Below are 18,051 nucleotides of genomic sequence, written 5' to 3'. Positions count from 1 at the left end.
CTCCCTCGCTGCCATCTAACAGCCACAAACCCATCGTAATCAGCGGCGAGGAAAATGCAATCAGCAGGCAGCCAATCACCAGTGCCATGATCAACGACTGCCCCAGCAGGTTGCGAACGTCTGTGTCGCTCTCGCGCCCCATGGCTTGGGCGACTAGCCCCGTAGTGCCCATGCGCAAAAAGCCAAACCCCCAGTAGAGGAAGCTAAACAGCGTGGCGCCGAGGGTAACGCCGGCTAAGTAGCGGGAGTCGGGCAGATGCCCGACCACAGCGGTATCCACCAACCCGAGCAGCGGGACGGTGATATTAGAAAGGATAATTGGCCAGGCGAGCGCCCAGATTTTCATTAAGCTTATGCAGCAGTAATGATGCGGTACTTCTTCATCAACTGATCTTGGCTTTCGTGGCGCTCTGGATCAAGCGGGATGCAGTCCACCGGGCAGACCTGCTGGCACTGAGGTTCGTCGTAGTGACCGACGCACTCGGTGCATAGGTTAGGGTCAATGACGTAGATCTCCTCGCCGGGGGAGATAGCATCATTGGGGCATTCGGGCTCGCAGACGTCGCAGTTAATGCATTCGTCGGTAATCATCAGGGCCATGGGCATACCTCGCGGATGGCGTTCGCACCCAGGCTATCTCATTACCTGAGTATTTTACTCAACAATAGCGTTGGCTAGCTAGTGTAGTGGTTACGCAGCGCTTCGGCGACCTGTGGATGCACCAAGGGGGAAATATCGCCCCCCAGCTTGGCAATCTCACGCACGATGGTTGAGGAAATATACGAATTTTCCACCGCGGGTGTTAAAAACACGCTTTCCAGCTCTGGGTTCTGCGCCCGATTCATATTGGCCAACTGCAGCTCGTACTCAAAGTCGGAGACCGCGCGCAGGCCGCGCAGAATGATCGTCGCGCCCTGCCCATGCATCATGGTAGTGAGCAGGGTCGAGAAGCCGATCACCTCAACGTTGGGCAGCGACGCACAGACCGTTTTCGCCAGCGCCATGCGTGTTTCCAGGTCGAGGTGGGGGCTTTTTCCTGGACTTGCTGCCACGGCGATGACCACTTTGTCGAACATCCGCGCACCGCGCTCGATCAGGTCAAAGTGGCCATTGGTGATGGGGTCGAAGGTACCGGGGTAAACGGCGATATTCAGCTTACGCGTGGTCATTCCTCGCTCTCCTCGTCCAGACGGCCAAACGGGTTATCGCTGGTTAATGAGACGGCCTGAGCGTAACCAGGGATATGGATGCGGTCGGCATGAATATCCAGCTCTGGGCCTTCGAGTACCGCTTCACCAAACTGATAGCGTGGGGCGTAGTGACCATGGTCTGCCTGGGCAAGGTAGCGCGCTGCCACTTCGCGGGTGGTTTCGCGACGCGTTTTCCAGGCGCTCACCGCTGCCGCGCCGTGGCGTTGAGTCAGCAGGCGCTCGGTCACCGCAGGCGAAAGCACCACACCTGTGGCGTTGTTGCCGCCGAAGCCCTTGGCATTAATAAAGGCAGCGTCCGCACGAAAAGTTTGCGCCGTTTGTGAAAAGCGCAGCCGTTCGGCATAGACATCATCAGCCACCGCATCAAGCGTGGGAATACCTGGCAGCAAGTCGTGGGCAAAACTGCCTAGGGCGCTCGCCAACTGATCGCCCGCCGCGGAGCCTTGGGAGTGGCCGATAAAGGCTTTAACCGCCACTACCGGCCAGTCGTTAATACCGTTGGCGCGGGCGATTTCGTCGAACACGTGGGATTCGGTAGTGCGGTTTTTGGGCGTGCTGGTGCCGTGAGCGTGCAAAAAGCTGCGCTCTTTAAGGGCTTTTTCACCTAGCATATCGCGCACCAACGCAGTCGCCTTGCCGAGAGTGATGTAGTTGCCGATGCCCGGCGCCGAGATCGAGCGCTTGTAACCGTCGGCATTGACGAACACATCCGGCACTGCGCCGAGAATATCCGCGCCGACTTCCAATGCCAGTGCATCGTCCATCAGTAGCACAAACTGGCTGGCTTCCGCCATAGTAAAGCCACAGTTGCGCGCAAACGGACGGCAGGCGCGTTGATAGTCGCTGTCGGTAAGCAGCTCAAGCGCATCCAGGGCTTTCAGGCCAGCGTCGTCAGCCAGCGCGCCCATGGACCGGAAGCCTTCGATAATTTCTGGGGTAATCGGCGCGTCTGCGGTACCCACCATCACCACACGACGGCGTCCGGCGCGAATATCGTCAATACCCAGGCGCAGGTTATAGAGAAAGCTGGCACAGGCGCCTAGCGCCGCGCCGGTGCCGCCCACGCTGCCCAGCACATAGGCATTCAAAAAGTCGGCAGGCATCTGACCATAGCCCAGCGGCATCTGCTTGGAGGTAGCGCGCTGGCCACTCACCAGGCTTTTCAGTAAGCCGCCCCAGCCTTGATCGTCTAACTGACCAATTGAGTTACCCGCGTACACGGCAATGTGATCGGGGTTCAACTGCTGACGCAGCGTCTCCCAGGAGAGACCGCTGGCACCCAGGCAGTCGCTGGCACCAAACACCGCCAGCGATAGGCCGCGGGGGTGGTGGACGCTGCGGTAGAGGCTCGCGGGGTCGAAGCCGCTGGGTAGCTGAGCCGCCGCGCGTACTTTGGGCAACTGCGCGTCGGGTAGCAGAACCTCCAGAACTCCTGCAGGTACACTCACTTCTACCTCGTGGGCATCAATATCGCGCACCTGCCAATCCACAGGCAGATTTTCAGGCAGCTGGCGGCGGCGCAAGGTAAAACGTATCGGCTCGGCCAACTGCATGCTGGCCTGCCGGTTAGACGGCATACCAGGGTCAAGAAAGCGCGGGTCTTCATTGCGCCGGATCAGGGTATGGTTCAACACCTGATCACGCAGCGACTGCGCTGGGTCATCTACGGGTTGGCCTTGGCTGTCGTGCCACCCCTTTTCGGAGTGCTCTACTAGGCGCATAAGCGCCGCCAAGCCTTCCAGTGTCTGGCGTTGCTGGTCAGCAGGAAGGGCATCAAGCACGGTGCGGCGGAAGGCCTGATGGCCAGAGGTTCTGCCAGCGGGATTGATGCCGCCCATGCCGACAATCACCGGTAAGTGTGACAAGCCGGGTTCCTCGTGGTGCGGTGGTGGTAATAACAATTATTGGCAACAGTACTAGGTATATGATGCCCAGGACTATGCGCTTAATGAGTACGCTAATATGCACGTCAGGCGTGATCATAGCACCGGCTGTGCAACGCCGTCATGCCGCAAGCGTTCGAGACTGATAGAATTACGCTTTTCAGCCGAGTGATGGCATGCAGCATAATTCCCGAACAGTGACGTCTAATCAGCCAGGCCCGCACCAGGATTTGGCCCGTCGAGTAAATCGCGCGCTGACCCATCCACTGCGTAAACCGATCGCCGCACACACGCAGGGTAATTTTGCCCTGGCGGCTGAGTGGTTAGCTAGCCGTCAAGCACCGTTGATACTTGATTCAGGCTGTGGCGTAGGGATATCGACACGCCAACTGGCGGCGCAGTTCCCCGCCCATGCGGTGATTGGCGTTGATCGTAGCGAGGATCGCCTGGGGCGGGATCACGGCAAGTTGCCTGACAATGCGCTGCTGGTAAGGGCCGATCTTGTCGACTTTTGGCGTTTGGCCTATCAAGCTGGCTGGGCGCCAGAGTACCACTTTCTGCTTTATCCCAATCCTTATCCCAAGTCGGGGCAGCTAAAAATGCGCTGGCATGGGCATGCGGTTTTACCCACACTGTTGGCGCTTGGAGGGTGCCTTGAATTGCGCTCCAACTGGTCACTCTACGTTGAAGAGTTTGCCTTGGCGGTGGCGCAGGTCACCGGTAAGCAGGCAGCGGTGACTGAAATTGCGCCTAAAGACGACTATTTAACACCGTTCGAGGCTAAGTATGCTCGAAGTGGCCAAGCACTGTGGCGTTTATGCGTTGATTTGGAGCGAAAATGACGTTTGTCTATCTGGTGCTGGCGATAGTGGCCGAAGTGATCGCCACGAGTGCTTTAAAAGCCTCCATGGGGTTTACGCGCCCGCTGCCCAGCTTGGTGGTGGTAGTTGGCTATGGGGTGGCTTTTTATTTGCTCAGCCTAGTGCTTCGCACGCTGCCAGTGGGGGTCGCCTATGCGATTTGGGCGGGTCTGGGCATTGTACTTGTTACATTAGTCGGCATAGTGATATTCGGTGAAAAGCCCGATTTACCAGCGGTGGTGGGGATTAGCTTGATAGTAGCGGGTGTCGTCATGCTGCAAGTGTTTTCTAAAATGAATCTGCATTGAGGAACTGTAATGGGGTGTTTTTTTGCTGTTAAGCGTAGGCAGCGCTGGTCGCTGGTGACAGGTATAGCCACACTGGCGTTGTGTGCCAGCACCAGCCTGTTCGCCGATTTCAATCGCCTGGGCCAGCTGCAGAACAAAGGTTTTTCGATTAGCGCCGAAGCACGCCTTTTGGATGCTGACGCAGGCGCCAATGCGCTGTTGGGCAGTATAACCCCGGACCGCCAGCTGTCGCCCGCTTCGGTCACTAAAGCCTACTTATCGGCGGCGGCGCTGAACCGTTTTGGCCCCCAGCACCGCTTTACCAGTCAACTGGTCAGCGCGGGCAGAGTCGAGGGTGGTGTGCTACGCGGCGATTTGGTGTTTGAGGGCGGCGGTGACCCAGGCCTCACCACTGAAAACCTGTGGCGTCTGGTACAGCGTTTGCACTTAGCCGGGGTGCGTGAGGTAGAGGGTGCCTTGGTGGTTAGCCAGTGGCGCTTTGGATCGGTGGACTGCATTACAACCGACCGCTGCAATGCGCTCAATCGGGTCGCCAATGCGTATAGCGCGCCGCTCTCTTCGGCTGGCGTTAACTTCGGCAGTTGGTGTGTCAATGTCGCCCCTGCCGCTAGCGCAGGGGCTCCTGCCCAGGTGGGGCTTTGCGATAGCCAGACGTCGCTGATCACCATTGATAACCAGGTAGTCACTCGCCCAGCCAATAGCGGTACTGAGATTAGCGCTGAGCGTATCACCGATGCACGCGGCGACGTGATGCGTCTGACAGGGCAGATTTCGACCAACGCCACTGCCCGAGATGTTTATCGTGGCGCGGGAGATGCCGCTGAAACAACCGCACAAGTGTTGATGGGCATGTTGAATCAGGCGGGTATTCAGGTGCGCGAACCGTGGCGCGTTAGCTCTTCTCAGCCGCCCAGCAGCGCCCAGCGCCTAGCAGCGGTGGATAGCCAGCCACTGCAAGAGCTTTTGCTGCGTATCATGAACTACTCCAATAACTACATGGCCGATGTGCTGGCGCTAAATCTAGTCGATACGCCCCAGGCGCAGCTACGCCAAGCAGGCCAGGCGATTGAAACTTACGCCCAGAATCTTCCAGGGCACGGGCCGTTAACGCTGTATAGTGGCAGCGGGCTGACCACTGAAAACCGCACATCGGCTCAGGGCATTAACGTGATGCTGGAAGACATGTTTCGTCAAAGCAGCCTGTTTCCAAGCTTCGTGGCGTCCTTTCAGTCACCAGCAAACGGGGTAATGCGCTTTATTCGGCGAGGCTCCTCCACGTTTCAAAGCAATGTCATGATCAAAACCGGGACGCTTAACCAACCCTTTGCCGTCCGCGCAGCAGCGGGCTATTTTCGCACCGCGCAAGGGCGCTGGGGGGTGTTTAGCGTTATGGTCAATGGTAACAGCAGTACGCCTTATTTAAGCTGGTCTGAGGTGCTGGATCCGATGTCACTGGATCTGGAAGCAATGATATTAGCCAACTGAACAAACTCCACGCTCACAAGGTGAGGCGACCTGCATGAAACCTGGGCATACCGGTTTAACACATTTGGTTCACTCCACGCGCTATTCGTGGAAAGGTTTGAAAGCGGCGTTTAGAAACGAAGCGGCTTTCCGTCAAGAGGTAGGCATTACGGTGGTGTTGCTGCCGCTTGCTTGGTGGATCGGTGAAGGCCCCATTAGTTGGCTGCTGCTAGTGAGTAGCCTGTTTTTTGTACTGATAGTGGAGCTGCTTAATAGTGCGATTGAGAACGTGGTTGACCGGATCGGGACCGAGCACCATGAGCTTTCAGGGCGGGCTAAGGATATTGGTTCGGCGGCGGTAATGCTGTCGCTGATTATGGCCGGTCTTACCTGGGGGCTATTGGGCTGGGAAAAATTCTTTAGCTAAGCTTGTTTTAAAACCATTTTTTTTTAACGCGCATGGCAGCGAGGTAGATATGCAAGTGAACGACGATTTTTTACCGTTGTCGACGCTGCCAGCGTCGTTACAAAAAGCCACTCAATCCGCTTGGCAGCGGCTAATTGAGGCGCTTGCTCAAGCCGACAATGTCGCCGAGATGACCAAGCAAGAGCTCCCTTCCAGTAGCTGGCAGGGGCTTTCTGATCAGCGCCGCGAAGCCCTGGCTAGAGTGCTGGCCATTTCGACCTTTGCACTGGATACACTGGTGCGCCACCCCCATTGGCTAGCTGAACTGGACATAGTCGGAGAGTTGGACGCAAACCCAGGGCGCGATGAGCTGGCCAGTTGGCTGAATGAGTCGCTTGAAAGTGCCGAGGATGAAGCTGCCATGCAGCGGGCGATTCGCCGTTTTCGCCGTAAGCGCATGCTGGGTATTGTTTGGCGTGACCTTAACCGTGCTTCCGGCCATAGCATGTGGGATACCGCCAAGGCGGTTTCAGAACTTGCCGAAATATGTTTAGAAGCTGCTTTAACTTGGCTTGAGCAGTTTTACGCGCCGCGTTGGGGCTTACCTGCCCCACGCAAAGACGGCACGCCCCAGCGTCTGGTGATTCTGGGGATGGGCAAACTGGGTGCTGGGGAGTTGAACCTCTCCTCCGATATCGATTTGATTTTTGCCTTTCCCGAAAAAGGCGAAACCCAAGGTGGACGCAAGCCCTTAGAGCACCAGGAGTACTTTACCAAGCTGGGGCAAAAGCTGATCGCCGCCTTGGATGCCATGACCGCCGACGGCTTTGCCTTCCGTGTCGATATGCGCTTGCGGCCTTTAGGCGATGGCGGGCCGCTGGTGGGCAGTTTTGCCATGCTCTCCAGCTACTACCAGGATCAAGGTCGAGAGTGGGAGCGCTACGCGATGCTGAAAGCGCGCCCGGTGGCGGGGGATCTCGACGCGGGCGACGAACTACTGGCTGGGCTGCGCCCCTTTGTATATCGCAAGTATCTCGATTTTGGCGCCATTGAGTCGCTGCGTGAACTGAAAGCGATGATCAATCGCGAAGTGAAGCGTAAAGGGATGCAGAGCAATATCAAGCTTGGCCCCGGCGGCATTCGCGAGGTTGAGTTCGTGGTGCAAGCGTTCCAACTGATTCGCGGTGGCCGCGATACGGAGTTGCAGGTCACAGCGCTGAAAACTGCGCTCAATCGCTTGCCCGAGCTAGGCCTTTTACCCCAAGAAGTGGTCGATGAACTGCTGCCGGATTACGCTTTTCTGCGCGATGTCGAACACGCACTCCAAGCGCTGGAAGACCGCCAGACACAAACCCTGCCCAGCGATGATGGTGATCGTGAGCGGGTCGCCTTCGCCATGAACCATGAAGACTGGCCAGGACTGGTCGCCCAGCTTGACGAAGTACGCGAGCGGGTACGCCAGCACTTTGACGCGGTGATTGCCGACCCCGAAGAGGATGTCGACGAAGCCAACGATGATAGCCAGCTTGGCTTGGGCCAGTGGCGGCTTATTTGGCGCGGTGAGTTAGAGGTGCCGGAGGCTACAGCGCACCTTGCCGAGGCGGGTTTTAACGAGCCTGAAAAAGCCTTGAAGCGGCTGCATAGCCTTTATCATTCTCGGCAAGTGCAAAGCATGCAGCGTATTGGCTATGAGCGCCTGGACGCGTTGATGCCGCTGTTGCTGGACGCCGTGGCGGACAATGAGGCTCCGGATACCGCGCTTGAACGGGTGCAGCCGCTGATTGAAGCCGTGCTGCGGCGTACGGCTTACCTTGCGCTGCTGCGTGAAAACCCCCAGGCGCTTGAACACTTGATGCGCCTATGTGCCCCCAGCCCATGGATAGCCGAGCAGCTGTCGCGCTACCCCATTCTGCTCGACGAGCTGCTGACGCCAGAAACGCTGTATACCCCCGCCGATAAAGTGCGCCTTGCTGATGAACTGCGCCAAACACTGAACCGCCTGCCAGAGGATGATGAAGAGGCCCAGTTAGAAGCGCTACGCGTTTTTAAACACGCTCAAACGCTGCACGTAGCGGCATCGGATATCGTCGGTACTCGGCATCTGATGAAAGTAAGTGATTACTTAACCTTTATCGCCGAAGTCATTCTCGATGCCGTGTTGGCGATGGCGTGGAAGCATATTACCCGCAAGCATGGCGTTCCGGAGGGGCTGAATGCCCGCGAGCCTGAATTTCTGATTATCGGCTACGGCAAGCTGGGGGGTATTGAGCTGGGTTACAGCTCAGATTTAGACTTGGTTTTCCTTCACGATAGCGATGGACAAGGCACTACTGACGGCCCACGGCCCATTGATACACCGGTGTTTTTTACCCGTCTGGGTCAGCGCATTATTCACCTGCTCACCGCGGTAACGCCTACCGGTACACTGTATGAGGTGGATATGCGCCTGCGGCCTTCGGGAAATTCCGGGCTGTTGGTCACATCGCTTAAAGCCTTTGCGGAGTATCAGCGTCAGAATGCCTGGACCTGGGAGCACCAGGCATTGGTGCGCGCCCGAGTGGTGGCGGGTAGCGATGAGTTGGCCGAGAGGTTTAGTCAGTTGCGGGGTGATATTTTAGGCGGTGAGCGAGATAAAGCTGCGCTGCGCGAAGAGGTGGTTAAGATGCGTCACAAAATGCGTGACCATCTGGGCAGTAAAACCACCAGCACTACCTTCAACATCAAACAAGATGCTGGGGGCATGGTGGATATCGAGTTTCTTTGCCAATACGCGGTGTTAGCGCTTGCTCACCAAACGCCTGCGTTACTCACCTACAGTGATAATATTCGCATTCTAGAGAGTCTTGCCGAGAGTGGGCACTTACCTGCTGAAGAGGCGGAACGCCTTCGTGAGGCTTATCTAGCATATCGCAGCGCTACGCACCGAGCGGCGCTCACCGGTGAAAAAGCGCTCAGCGATGGTGAGCAGTTTCGTGCCCATCGCGATATAGTCACCGCGCTCTGGCAGCGCTTTCTTGAGCCATCGGCCAGCTAATAATAACTAGTCACATAAAACAGGTAGAAACCTTGATGCCAGGGAGCAAGGCGGGAAGGCCCGTATGATTGGACATATTCTGGCCACGCTACTGCCGGTGTTTTTGATCGCTGGCAGTGGCGCCGTCTATGGGCGCTATCGTACGCCGGATATTCGTAGTCTTAATACGCTCAATATGGAACTGTTCGTTCCACTACTGATATTTGCCGTGTTGGCTGACCGACAAGCGCCGTTAGCCGAATACGCCTGGCTTGCCACGGCGGCGATAGCGGTGGTGCTGGGGTCGGGGGTTGTGCTGTGGCCGCTGGCTAAATGGCTAAAGCTGGATAGCAAAATTTTCCTACCCCCGATGATGTTCAACAATGCGGGCAATATGGGCGTGCCGCTGTTGGTGTTGGCATTTGGTGCTGAGGCGCTTCCCGCGGCGGTGGTGGTGTTTATCGTTGAAATGCTGCTGCACTTTTCGGTGGGGCTTTACATGCTTAATCCGCGCACCTCGCTATGGCGAATGCTGCGCATGCCGATTGTGCTAGCGAGTCTGGCGGGATTAGCGGTGAATATCAGTGGTCTACCGCTGCCTAGCTGGCTGCTGGAGGCGATGCACATGCTGGGCGGAGTATGTATTCCGCTTATGCTGTTTGCGCTAGGGGTGCGGCTGCTGGAGATTGATTTTAGCGATTGGCGTACGGGGATGTTGGGAGCGGTGCTTTGCCCGCTTTCCGGATTAGTGATTGCCTTGCCGTTGATGTGGCTGCTGCCGCTTAATGCGCTGCAGGCGGCGGTGCTGCTGGTGTTTGCGGCGCTTCCACCTGCGGTGTTGAATTATTTGGTCGCAGAACAGTACAAGCTAGCACCACAAAAAGTGGCTTCGCTAGTGCTGATTGGCAACCTGGGGAGTCTGGTCGTTATGCCGCTAACCTTGGCCGCGGCATTTACTTGGGTGTATGCGCCGCTGTAATAAAATATACAGTGCTAGGTGTCACAAATTAGTGACTGAATGCTTTATTAACGATCATCTTTAACTTCATAGCTACCTTCTAAAACGTCCTGATGACCTGGACGGCTTGGCGCAGACGTATGCGGGGAAGCATGCCCGTGAGAATAGCCACCACCGATATCTTGTGCCTGCTGAGCGCGCACCTGCTCCATACGCTTTTTCATTTTATGGCGCACAAACGGCATCATTGCCCAGCCAATGAGTAAGAAAAACAGGCCGAGTACCACGCCGACTATCATTAACGCGCCAAACGCCAGCCATGTGAATAGCAGTTTCAGGTTGCCCGCCAGCCCGGTGGGTTGAGTTTGCGCAGCACGGGCGCGCCATTGATTAGCCGCTTGCCATGCAGCGTTGCGTTGGTCGCGATTCATCTGTGGCATGAGAGCCTCCATCGTTTATTCACACCCATTGGAACACAGTTTCTCTAGCAAGTTCACTGCTTGGCAGTAACGGGCTGGAGGATCGTTATTCTCTAGGTGACAGTTTCTACGTACATTTTCTACGTACATGCGATTAGGTTTTTCAACTGTTACCATTAAGCTGTACACGACAATTATTATTGTACAAGCATGCGCTTAGTACTCACCTAAACAGTACTCAGCTAAACAGTACTCAGCTAAACAGTACTCAGCTACACAGTGCTCATCTAACAGGACGGTTATATGGCGAATCATGGAGGTAAGTCGGTATTCATCGCATCAGTGGTGATTATTTTTGGCTTGGTAATTGTCGGAGCGTCATTTCCTGAAGGATTTGCCAACGCGGCAGAGGGAGCGCTGACAACTGTTACCGGGCTATTCGGGTGGTTTTATCTATTTTCGGTTTTCGGGTTTGTGATTTTTCTGCTTGGTTTGGCCCTGAGTAAATACGGCAAGGTGCGCTTAGGCCCCCAGGACAGTCGGCCCAACTATACGTTTTTCTCGTGGATCAGTATGTTGCTAGCCGCAGGTTTTGGTGTCGGGCTGGTGTTCTATGGTATGGCGGAACCCATGTTTCACTTCATCGAGCCGCCTTATGGCGACAGAACCGCTGAAACCGAAGCGGCTGCCCGCTACGCTATTCAATACAGCTATTTTAACTGGGGTATACACCAGTGGGCCGCCTTCTCGATCGTCGGTTTGATCATTGCCTATTTTCAGTTTCGTAAAGGGCAGGCCGGATTGGTCTCTTCCGTACTGTCGTCAATAACGGCTAAGAATCCTAAAATTCGCCCCTATGCTTCCTGGCTGGATGTGTTTGCGGTGGTTGCCACCGTAATGGGTGTCGCTACTTCGCTTGGGTTGGGCGTGCTGCAGATGAACGGCGGTTTAAACGCTGTGTTTGGCTTGCCGGAGAACGGGTTTTGGCAGTTTGTGATTCTTTTCGTGATGTTCTGCGCCTATATGGCATCGACTTGGTCGGGTTTGGATAAGGGCATTAAACGCCTTTCCAACCTTAATATGATTTTATGTATCGGGTTGATGCTGTATGTGCTGTTCACTGGCCCAACCGTGGCGATATTAGAAACCATCACGGTAGGTATTGGTGACTATCTGCAGAACTTTATCGGCATGAGCCTACGCATTTCCCCCTATAGTGATAATGAGTGGGCGAGCAGTTGGACGATTTTCTACTGGGCTTGGGTGATAGCCTGGTCACCGTTTGTCGGTACCTTTATTGCCCGGGTATCCCGTGGCCGTACCATTAAAGAGTATGTGTTTGGAGTATTGTTTGTACCGCCGCTGCTAGCCTGTTTGTGGATTGGCGTATTCGGTGGCGCGGCGCTGCATATGGAGTTGAATGGCACCGATATCGGCCTTGCTGCCGCGACCCAGGATAATATAACGGTCGCGCTGTTTGAGATGTTTGAGTTGATGCCCTATACGGGCGTGCTGTCGGTCGTAGCAATGATGCTGATCTTTATTTTCTTGGTCACGTCCGCTGACTCGGCTTCGTATATCGTGGCGCAAATGACCGATAATGGTTCGATCAATCCGCCGTTGTACAAGCGTGTCATTTGGGGTGTGCTGATAGCCGCTATCTGCCTGACGCTAATTGCCTCGGGTGGTTTGACGGGACTGCAATCAGCATCGGTACTTTCGGCACTGCCGTTCACCTTTATCCTGTATATGATGGTGTTTGTATTAGTCCAGGAGCTACGCGCAGACCGCAAAGCCATGCTTACGCAGCTTTATCGTCGCCATGGCGAAACGCCGGTGGGTGCCGATGCCTTTGAAGCCGAGCTTTTAGGTGAGGAGGAGCGTCTGCGCCGTGCACCGAGTGTAGTCAACCGGCGCATTAATAGTTAGCATCAGTAACAAGTACTAATAAAAAGTAACCAAGCCTTCTTTGACGGGGCAAGGTAATTCGGGAGCAGTAACACATGAAGCGAATATGCTAATGGCGCGACAAGAGCGCCATGGAGCGACGCGAAGGCAGTCCAAGGGGATTACCTTCGATCGCTGGCTTGATCGGGTAGTCACAGTGGCAGTGCTAACGGCGATGATCATTGGTCTGGCCGCTGTGGCTGCTCACTGGTTACTCTAACGCACCGGCTCTCCCCATATTTGTGTTTAACGCCTGGCTTTATGCCGGGCGTTTGCGTGTTTCTACCCGGTTTCGGCCAAGTCGTTTGGCGTGGTAAAGGTGCTGGTCGGCGCGTTCAATCAGCGCTTCAGCGCTAATTAAAAAGCCTGGAGACATGTTGGCAACACCCATACTAACGGTGAGGTCTGAGTGGGTGCTTGAAAAAGCGTGAGGAATGGCCAAAGACAACACGGCTTCGCGCAAACAGTTGGCAACGTTGACTGCATCGTCATGATCTTGGCCCGGCAGTACACAAACAAACTCTTCGCCGCCGTAGCGCGCGAGTAAATCCCTGGCTGGGTCAATACACTGATTGAGCGCTTTAGCTACGGCCCGCAGCGTATCGTCACCCATGGCATGACCATAGTGATCGTTAAACTCTTTGAAGTTATCGATATCGATAAAAATCACCGATAGTGGTTGTTGCGTTTGATGTGCCAAGTGCCAGTGACGCTGATAAAATTCATCAAAGTGGCGACGGTTAGCCACGCCCGTTAAGCCATCCATGTTAGAGAGAAGATGGAGTTGGTCGCGCTGCTCCAAGCCTTGCTGGAACGCTTTTAATAGGTGATCCAAACTATCTACTAGATGGCCCAGTTCATCATGCTGGTGGCCGCGCAACGATGGCTTGGGCCACTGGCCGGGGCGATTGGGATCCGTTTGAATAATGGCCGCGTGAACTTTGAGCAATGGGCGTGTAATGAATAGATGGAAAAAAGCGATCACCAGTATGCTTAAAATAAACGTCTCTAAAATACTGATCCCTACCACCGTATAAATGCGCGCCAGGAACTGCTGGGTTAAATAACCTTCTGCCAGCATCAGTTCAATTTCGCCGACGATCGCCTCTGGCATATCGCTGCCCATGTAATAGTCGAGGGCGGTTTGATGGTGCAATATATCGCCAAATAAATACTGGCTGAGCCAGGTCGAATCAGCCTGTTCGGGGCTATCAAATTCAGCGAGCGAGCGGCCAAAATCGTCGCGAATAGATACCCGCGCAACCTCATTATCGCTAAAAAGCCCGTAGGCTATTTGATGGGCGAGATCGGGATTAAGCTGGAAAGCGGCTTCAGCTGCTGCACCGTTGACAACCGCCAACTGCTGGGCGATACGTTGCTCGGTTTCCTGGCGCATGTTGGTGGCGTGGCTGAGGAGTTCAATACTGCCTGCTACACCACTAATCAGTATAGCGATCAGCAGCGTGAGTAGCGCTTGCTTAGTGGTCAGGCTGCCTTTTTTAGGCGCGGCGCCAGGGGCCGAAAGAGGAAATCGGGAACGGGGGCTCATCACAGGCTCTCCTCCCGCATATCGCGATGCAGGGCATCCAACTGCGTTTGCAGTCGCGCCAGCAGTCTTTCAGAAACGCTGGGGTGGCAGGCGAGATAAAGCGGTGCGCGGTAAAAGGTAAACAAATGCGCTAACGCGATGTCCTGTTCTTGTGCCATGAATTCACCGGTTGCTTTGCCTGTCACAATCACATCAAGCAGGCCCGCCTCTAAACGCGCGATATTTTCTCGCTCCGAGGGAGCAAGGAGAACATTAATGCCACGAGAAGCGACGTAATCGCCTACGGCATCTTCGCGAAAGCTACCTACTCGCCAAGCGTGTAGCCCTGAAAGTGAAGCAATGCTGAGCCCGCGCTCGGCCAAACTAAACGCGGCCCAATCATTAACTGCCAGCGGCCCCACCCAGTGAAACAGCGCTTCACGCTCTGGAGTGCGAGTCGTGGAGTAGACGCAGTGATTCTCCCGGAAGCGTGCTTCAGTGTAAGCGCGTGCCCAAGGCAGTAGCCGAAAATAAGCCTCAATGTCTGCTTGGCGTAGCGCATTACGTAGTAGCAAGGTCGCGCTGCCGATAATTTGCCCATGTTCGTCCGAATAGTTGAACGGTGGGTACTCTTCAGTGTTGATAATTAGCGGCAGGGATTCTGTTGTTATAGCCCCTAGCGGCATTGCGTGGAGTGGCTGAGTGCTAATACTGAAAGTTGTGAGCAGAGCAACGCCCACGCGGTGACGCCATCGGTGAGTTACCTCATTAGCCATAGTCAACTACCTCTGGGGCCGTTCTGCTAGCACCCTGTCTAATGCCTGCTGCATCAGCGTTACCAAGCGTTGGTCAGTGGCTTGGTTAATGGCAAAGTATAGCGAAGATTCGCTGAGTGTGTGTATCGGTATTAGATCATCTTTAGGATAACCTTCGGATTCCGCTATCCAGGCAGCCACATCTTCACTGTAAGCCCATAAATCAACGCGTCCACGGGTCAGCATACTGAGCGCACTGCGGTTATCAATGGCGGGTACGAGCAGGTTTTCAGGGTAGCCCGCTTCCAGTAGCGCCTGGGCGCCAATATCTTCCCTAATAACCGCCACGCTCAGGCCTTGATCAATCGCTTGTGGCAATGAGTCAATCGTCACCGGTGCATCGTGATGGGCTAGCAGTACCACCCGATCTTGGGCAATCGGCCCCACCCAGTGAAAATTGGACTCCCTGGCTGGGGTACGAGTGGTTGAAAATAGCACTGTATTAGGCTGACTTAACGCCAGCTCATAGCCGCGAACCCAAGGGTAGTAGCGGACATCATGGCGGCTTAGCGGCGTCTTGGTCGCAGCAAAAATAGCCTCCAATAAATCAATTGATTCACCGGTTAATTGTTGATTATCGATATAGTTATAGGGTGGGTACTCTTCAGTAATAAAGGTTAATGGTGCCAGGGTGCCCGGCCAGTCCGCCTGTACGTTTGCAACCATTGCCAGCCATAGGCACAGCACGGCAATCAACCTGTTTAATAGTTGCCGATATAATCGCCGTGGAGATGGCTGGGCTAATCCCATTGCAGTCTATCCATATTACTTATCAATCAATCAAACTTAGAACAACGCTGGACGGCTGTCACCTCTAATCTGCCAACGCAAGCCGTGGCGTCGTTCCGGTTCCACCTGCTAGGCTAACGACTTCCCCTGTGAGAGAAAACTAATGCTGCCTGCTAACACTGCTAAGGCGACGGATGGCTACGCATCGCGACGAGAAATTCTCGGCTGGGCGATGTTTGATTTTGCCAATCAAGCCTACACGCTACTGATTATTACCGTGGTATTTGGTGAGCTATTTACCACTGTCATTGTGGGGGATCGGGGCGATAACTTCCGGCTTGCCAACTTCTTATGGAGCCTAGCCCTGGCGATTAGCTATCTGATGGTGGTGATCACGGCGCCACTATGCGGCGCCGTGATGGATTACCGGGCAGAGAAAAAGCGTTTTCTGCTCATCAGTTATCTTGCCACCGTGGTCACCACGGCGATGCTTTATTTTGTTGAGCCGGGCTATGTCGTCATCGGACTGTTACTGATTGTGCTGTCCAACTACGCTTATTCCATGGGAGAGTCGTTTATAGCCGCTTTCTTACCCGAGCTTGGGCCGCCGCAATCGTTGGGCAAAATTTCCGGCTTTGGCTGGGCGTTAGGCTACATCGGCGGGCTGTTTGCGGCGGGCTTTACTTTAGTGGTGTTAGGCGAGGCCAGCGTGGACAACTTTGAACGCATCCGTTGGGTAGGCCCCTTTGCTGCCGGCTTTTTTCTGGTAACCGCTATTCCTACTTTTTTATGGTTAAAGGAGCGCGGTACGCCCCAGCCCCGCGGTGTCTCTTATCGGCATATTGCTCTTAATCGCGTCACAACCACTTTTCATGAGTTGCGCTATTTTAAAGATCTGACCGTGTTTTTGATTTCGCTACTATTCTCGATGGCCGGTGTCTACATCATCATCGCATTCGCCTTTATTTATGGTGCTCAAGTAATTGGCTGGGATGAAAGCGTACGCAATATCATGTTCATTATTGTCCAGGTCACCGCCGCGGCGGGTGCCCTGGGGTTCGGCTGGATACAGGATCAGCTAGGCGCCAAGCGGACGTACCAAATGACGCTGGCGCTATGGGTGCTGGCGATAATTGCCATCTGGGCAACGCCAGAGGTGACTCAATGGGTAAACGGGCGATTTGACCTGCAGTGGCAGGCTCAGCACGTATTTCTGGTGGTTGGTTGTCTGGCGGGGCTTAGCCTAGGTTCGAGTCAATCGGCAAGCAGGGCATTGGTGGGGTTGTTTTCTCCCTTGGCAAAATCAGCAGAGTTTTTTGGATTCTGGGGGTTGGCTAATAAGTTAGCGGGGGTGTTGGGCATCGTCCTATTGGGGGTGTTGCAAACGCTGATTGGCTTACAAGCGTCTATTCTATTATGTGTTGCCCTGTTCGTTATCGCGATGCTGATTTGCGCCAGGGTCAACGAGCGCCGTGGCCGGGAGGCTGCGCTGGCCTGGGAAGCCAGCCCTATCAACAACCATAAGGCTTGAAAGGGCGCCCTGACTTCAGTGAGGTGGAGTATGGCAACGCACATGGCAAGTCAAACAGCCCAGCGTGGTGGCATCGTTATGATGCTGCTGTTTTGGATACTGTTAATGGCAGTGGGCACTTGGTGGATTCATGGTGGCCTGGAAGAGATGATGCGCCCCAACGCGAATATTGTGCATACGCTGCCTGCGGGGGAACCGGTTACCTTAAAGCGTAACCGTGCTGGCCATTTTGAGTCGCCGGGGCGTATCAATGGCACGCCTGTGACCTTTTTGCTCGACACTGGTGCCACTTATGTAGCAATACCAGCCGAATTGGCTAGCGAGCTAGGCCTCGAGCCTGGGCGTAGCGCTTGGTTCAACACAGCGAATGGCCGCGTCGAAGGTACCTTAACCGAACTCGATGAGGTTTCGCTGGGAGGGCTAAAAGTGCAGAATGTACAGGGGTCAATCAGCCCCGGCATGGAGCGCGACACTGTGCTACTCGGCATGAGCTTTCTGAATTTATTATCGATTGAAATACAGTCGGGTGAGATGGTGTTGAGCCTTCCCAAGTAGTGAGTTCAGCTTGTGAATGTGTCATTGATATGAAGAGCTAAACAGCTAGGTAAAAAAAGGCAGACCCCTGAAGGTCTGCCTTTTTGATATGCTTTAGCAGTAGTTGCTTAATAATACATTACTCAATGGCGCCGTTTCCTTCCCCGGGTGGCGCCTTGTAATGCCCCGGGATTTTTAACTTCTCCCCATTGGGTAGGTCGCGCACTTGAGTTGGAACGTAAACACGTTTAATGACACTTTTCGTTTTGCTACTTCCCATGGCAGGCTCCTGCTGTCAAATTGTCGACAGTTAGCGTTAACACATTAGTCCTTGCTTGAGGAGGAATCAAGTTTCCTGCCACGCGCACCAGCCAATACGCGCAATTGTAACGACAGAAGCGGGTGTTTTGATGGTTTTGAGTTATCCTGAGTGTCAATCATGGGG

At 54.7% G+C, this 18,051-nt stretch carries 18 protein-coding genes; 10 read left to right on the top strand and 8 right to left on the bottom strand.

The window, feature by feature from the left end; translation table 11 throughout:
- From KUC_RS20090 to KUC_RS14055, 4 genes are all read right to left on the bottom strand, one after another.
- A partial coding sequence (locus KUC_RS20090) for an MATE family efflux transporter (RefSeq protein WP_371827739.1) occupies positions 1-346 on the bottom strand: 346 nt, incomplete at its 3' end.
- 5 nt (positions 347-351) lie between these two features.
- Positions 352-600, bottom strand: coding sequence for a YfhL family 4Fe-4S dicluster ferredoxin (locus tag KUC_RS14065; protein WP_040481104.1), 249 nt, complete (start codon positions 598-600; stop codon positions 352-354).
- Positions 601-674: 74 nt separating this feature from the next.
- Positions 675-1,169 (bottom strand): pantetheine-phosphate adenylyltransferase, encoded by a 495-nt coding sequence (coaD, locus tag KUC_RS14060; protein WP_007113883.1) that lies wholly within the window; start codon positions 1,167-1,169, stop codon positions 675-677.
- Positions 1,166-3,049 carry a beta-ketoacyl synthase gene (locus KUC_RS14055; protein WP_040481102.1) on the bottom strand — a complete coding sequence of 628 codons (1,884 nt, stop codon included), beginning with the start codon at positions 3,047-3,049 and terminating at the stop codon, positions 1,166-1,168. The genes coaD and KUC_RS14055 overlap by 4 nt, the downstream gene beginning before the upstream one ends.
- A 221-nt stretch (positions 3,050-3,270) precedes the next feature.
- Between KUC_RS14055 and trmB the strand changes: the two genes are divergently transcribed.
- The 6 genes from trmB to KUC_RS14025 all read left to right on the top strand — a co-directional run bounded on the left by trmB (position 3,271) and on the right by KUC_RS14025 (position 10,124).
- Complete coding sequence (gene trmB, locus KUC_RS14050; RefSeq protein WP_040480930.1) at positions 3,271-3,936, top strand: tRNA (guanine(46)-N(7))-methyltransferase TrmB; 666 nt, start codon at positions 3,271-3,273, stop codon at positions 3,934-3,936.
- Positions 3,933-4,262, top strand: coding sequence for a DMT family transporter (locus KUC_RS14045; protein WP_007113880.1), 330 nt, complete (start codon positions 3,933-3,935; stop codon positions 4,260-4,262). The genes trmB and KUC_RS14045 overlap by 4 nt, the downstream gene beginning before the upstream one ends.
- A gap of 9 nt (positions 4,263-4,271) precedes the next feature.
- Positions 4,272-5,747, top strand: coding sequence for a D-alanyl-D-alanine carboxypeptidase/D-alanyl-D-alanine endopeptidase (gene dacB, locus KUC_RS14040; protein ID WP_007113879.1), 1,476 nt, complete (start codon positions 4,272-4,274; stop codon positions 5,745-5,747).
- A 34-nt stretch (positions 5,748-5,781) separates the two neighbouring features.
- Positions 5,782-6,153 (top strand): diacylglycerol kinase, encoded by a 372-nt coding sequence (locus KUC_RS14035; RefSeq protein WP_007113878.1) that lies wholly within the window; start codon positions 5,782-5,784, stop codon positions 6,151-6,153.
- A 49-nt stretch (positions 6,154-6,202) separates the two neighbouring features.
- Positions 6,203-9,166, top strand: coding sequence for a bifunctional [glutamate--ammonia ligase]-adenylyl-L-tyrosine phosphorylase/[glutamate--ammonia-ligase] adenylyltransferase (gene glnE, locus KUC_RS14030; RefSeq protein WP_007113877.1), 2,964 nt, complete (start codon positions 6,203-6,205; stop codon positions 9,164-9,166).
- Between the two features lie 64 nt (positions 9,167-9,230).
- Positions 9,231-10,124 carry an AEC family transporter gene (locus tag KUC_RS14025; RefSeq protein WP_007113876.1) on the top strand — a complete coding sequence of 298 codons (894 nt, stop codon included), beginning with the start codon at positions 9,231-9,233 and terminating at the stop codon, positions 10,122-10,124.
- Between the two features lie 47 nt (positions 10,125-10,171).
- Here the strand turns inward: KUC_RS14025 and KUC_RS14020 are convergent, their stop codons facing one another.
- A complete protein-coding gene (locus KUC_RS14020; RefSeq protein WP_040480928.1) occupies positions 10,172-10,543 on the bottom strand; it encodes a hypothetical protein in 372 nt (123 codons plus the stop codon).
- Positions 10,544-10,825: 282 nt separating this feature from the next.
- Here KUC_RS14020 and KUC_RS14015 point away from each other — a divergent pair, with 282 nt between their 5' ends.
- Together KUC_RS14015 and KUC_RS19705 are read left to right on the top strand one after the other, a co-directional pair.
- Positions 10,826-12,451: a BCCT family transporter gene (locus KUC_RS14015; protein WP_040480927.1), complete on the top strand. Its 1,626-nt coding sequence runs from the start codon at positions 10,826-10,828 to the stop codon at positions 12,449-12,451.
- Between the two features lie 91 nt (positions 12,452-12,542).
- On the top strand, positions 12,543-12,689 hold the full coding sequence (locus tag KUC_RS19705) for a hypothetical protein (RefSeq protein ID WP_167537994.1): 147 nt from the start codon (positions 12,543-12,545) through the stop codon (positions 12,687-12,689).
- A gap of 39 nt (positions 12,690-12,728) precedes the next feature.
- On the opposite strand, the gene KUC_RS14010 is transcribed toward KUC_RS19705, so the two are convergent.
- From KUC_RS14010 to KUC_RS14000, 3 genes are read right to left on the bottom strand one after another with little or no spacing between them, the layout of a single operon-like run.
- Entirely contained in the window at positions 12,729-14,018 is a 1,290-nt protein-coding gene (locus KUC_RS14010) for a GGDEF domain-containing protein (RefSeq protein WP_007113872.1), read from the bottom strand.
- Entirely contained in the window at positions 14,018-14,773 is a 756-nt protein-coding gene (locus KUC_RS14005; protein ID WP_244264805.1) for a substrate-binding periplasmic protein, read from the bottom strand. Before KUC_RS14005 ends, KUC_RS14010 begins: the two co-directional genes overlap by 1 nt.
- A 6-nt stretch (positions 14,774-14,779) precedes the next feature.
- Positions 14,780-15,499: a substrate-binding periplasmic protein gene (locus KUC_RS14000; RefSeq protein ID WP_244264804.1), complete on the bottom strand. Its 720-nt coding sequence runs from the start codon at positions 15,497-15,499 to the stop codon at positions 14,780-14,782.
- A gap of 205 nt (positions 15,500-15,704) precedes the next feature.
- Between KUC_RS14000 and KUC_RS13995 the strand changes: the two genes are divergently transcribed.
- Both KUC_RS13995 and KUC_RS13990 read left to right on the top strand, forming a co-directional pair.
- Entirely contained in the window at positions 15,705-17,072 is a 1,368-nt protein-coding gene (locus KUC_RS13995; RefSeq protein ID WP_007113868.1) for an MFS transporter, read from the top strand.
- Positions 17,073-17,114: 42 nt separating this feature from the next.
- Entirely contained in the window at positions 17,115-17,627 is a 513-nt protein-coding gene (locus tag KUC_RS13990) for a retropepsin-like aspartic protease family protein (RefSeq protein WP_007113867.1), read from the top strand.
- The last annotated feature ends 424 nt before the right edge of the window (positions 17,628-18,051 follow it).

It is taken from the genome of Vreelandella boliviensis LC1 (genome assembly GCF_000236035.1).
Classification (GTDB): domain Bacteria; phylum Pseudomonadota; class Gammaproteobacteria; order Pseudomonadales; family Halomonadaceae; genus Vreelandella; species Vreelandella boliviensis.
This window is presented reverse-complemented; position numbering and strand designations above follow the sequence as displayed.

Bases quoted from the DNA above. Each gene is read 5' to 3' on its own strand.
- KUC_RS13990 (WP_007113867.1), top strand. From the start codon at position 17,115: ATGGCAAGTCAAACAGCCCAGCGTGGTGGCATCGTTATGATGCTGCTG.
- trmB (WP_040480930.1), top strand. From the start codon at position 3,271: ATGCAGCATAATTCCCGAACAGTGACGTCTAATCAGCCAGGCCCGCAC.
- glnE (WP_007113877.1), top strand. From the start codon at position 6,203: ATGCAAGTGAACGACGATTTTTTACCGTTGTCGACGCTGCCAGCGTCG.
- KUC_RS14055 (WP_040481102.1), bottom strand. From the start codon at position 3,049: ATGGGCGGCATCAATCCCGCTGGCAGAACCTCTGGCCATCAGGCCTTC.
- KUC_RS14005 (WP_244264805.1), bottom strand. From the start codon at position 14,773: ATGGCTAATGAGGTAACTCACCGATGGCGTCACCGCGTGGGCGTTGCT.
- KUC_RS14025 (WP_007113876.1), top strand. From the start codon at position 9,231: ATGATTGGACATATTCTGGCCACGCTACTGCCGGTGTTTTTGATCGCT.
- coaD (WP_007113883.1), bottom strand. From the start codon at position 1,169: ATGACCACGCGTAAGCTGAATATCGCCGTTTACCCCGGTACCTTCGAC.
- KUC_RS19705 (WP_167537994.1), top strand. From the start codon at position 12,543: ATGGCGCGACAAGAGCGCCATGGAGCGACGCGAAGGCAGTCCAAGGGG.
- KUC_RS14035 (WP_007113878.1), top strand. From the start codon at position 5,782: ATGAAACCTGGGCATACCGGTTTAACACATTTGGTTCACTCCACGCGC.
- KUC_RS14020 (WP_040480928.1), bottom strand. From the start codon at position 10,543: ATGCCACAGATGAATCGCGACCAACGCAACGCTGCATGGCAAGCGGCT.
- KUC_RS14015 (WP_040480927.1), top strand. From the start codon at position 10,826: ATGGCGAATCATGGAGGTAAGTCGGTATTCATCGCATCAGTGGTGATT.
- KUC_RS14065 (WP_040481104.1), bottom strand. From the start codon at position 600: ATGGCCCTGATGATTACCGACGAATGCATTAACTGCGACGTCTGCGAG.
- dacB (WP_007113879.1), top strand. From the start codon at position 4,272: ATGGGGTGTTTTTTTGCTGTTAAGCGTAGGCAGCGCTGGTCGCTGGTG.
- KUC_RS13995 (WP_007113868.1), top strand. From the start codon at position 15,705: ATGCTGCCTGCTAACACTGCTAAGGCGACGGATGGCTACGCATCGCGA.
- KUC_RS14045 (WP_007113880.1), top strand. From the start codon at position 3,933: ATGACGTTTGTCTATCTGGTGCTGGCGATAGTGGCCGAAGTGATCGCC.
- KUC_RS14010 (WP_007113872.1), bottom strand. From the start codon at position 14,018: ATGAGCCCCCGTTCCCGATTTCCTCTTTCGGCCCCTGGCGCCGCGCCT.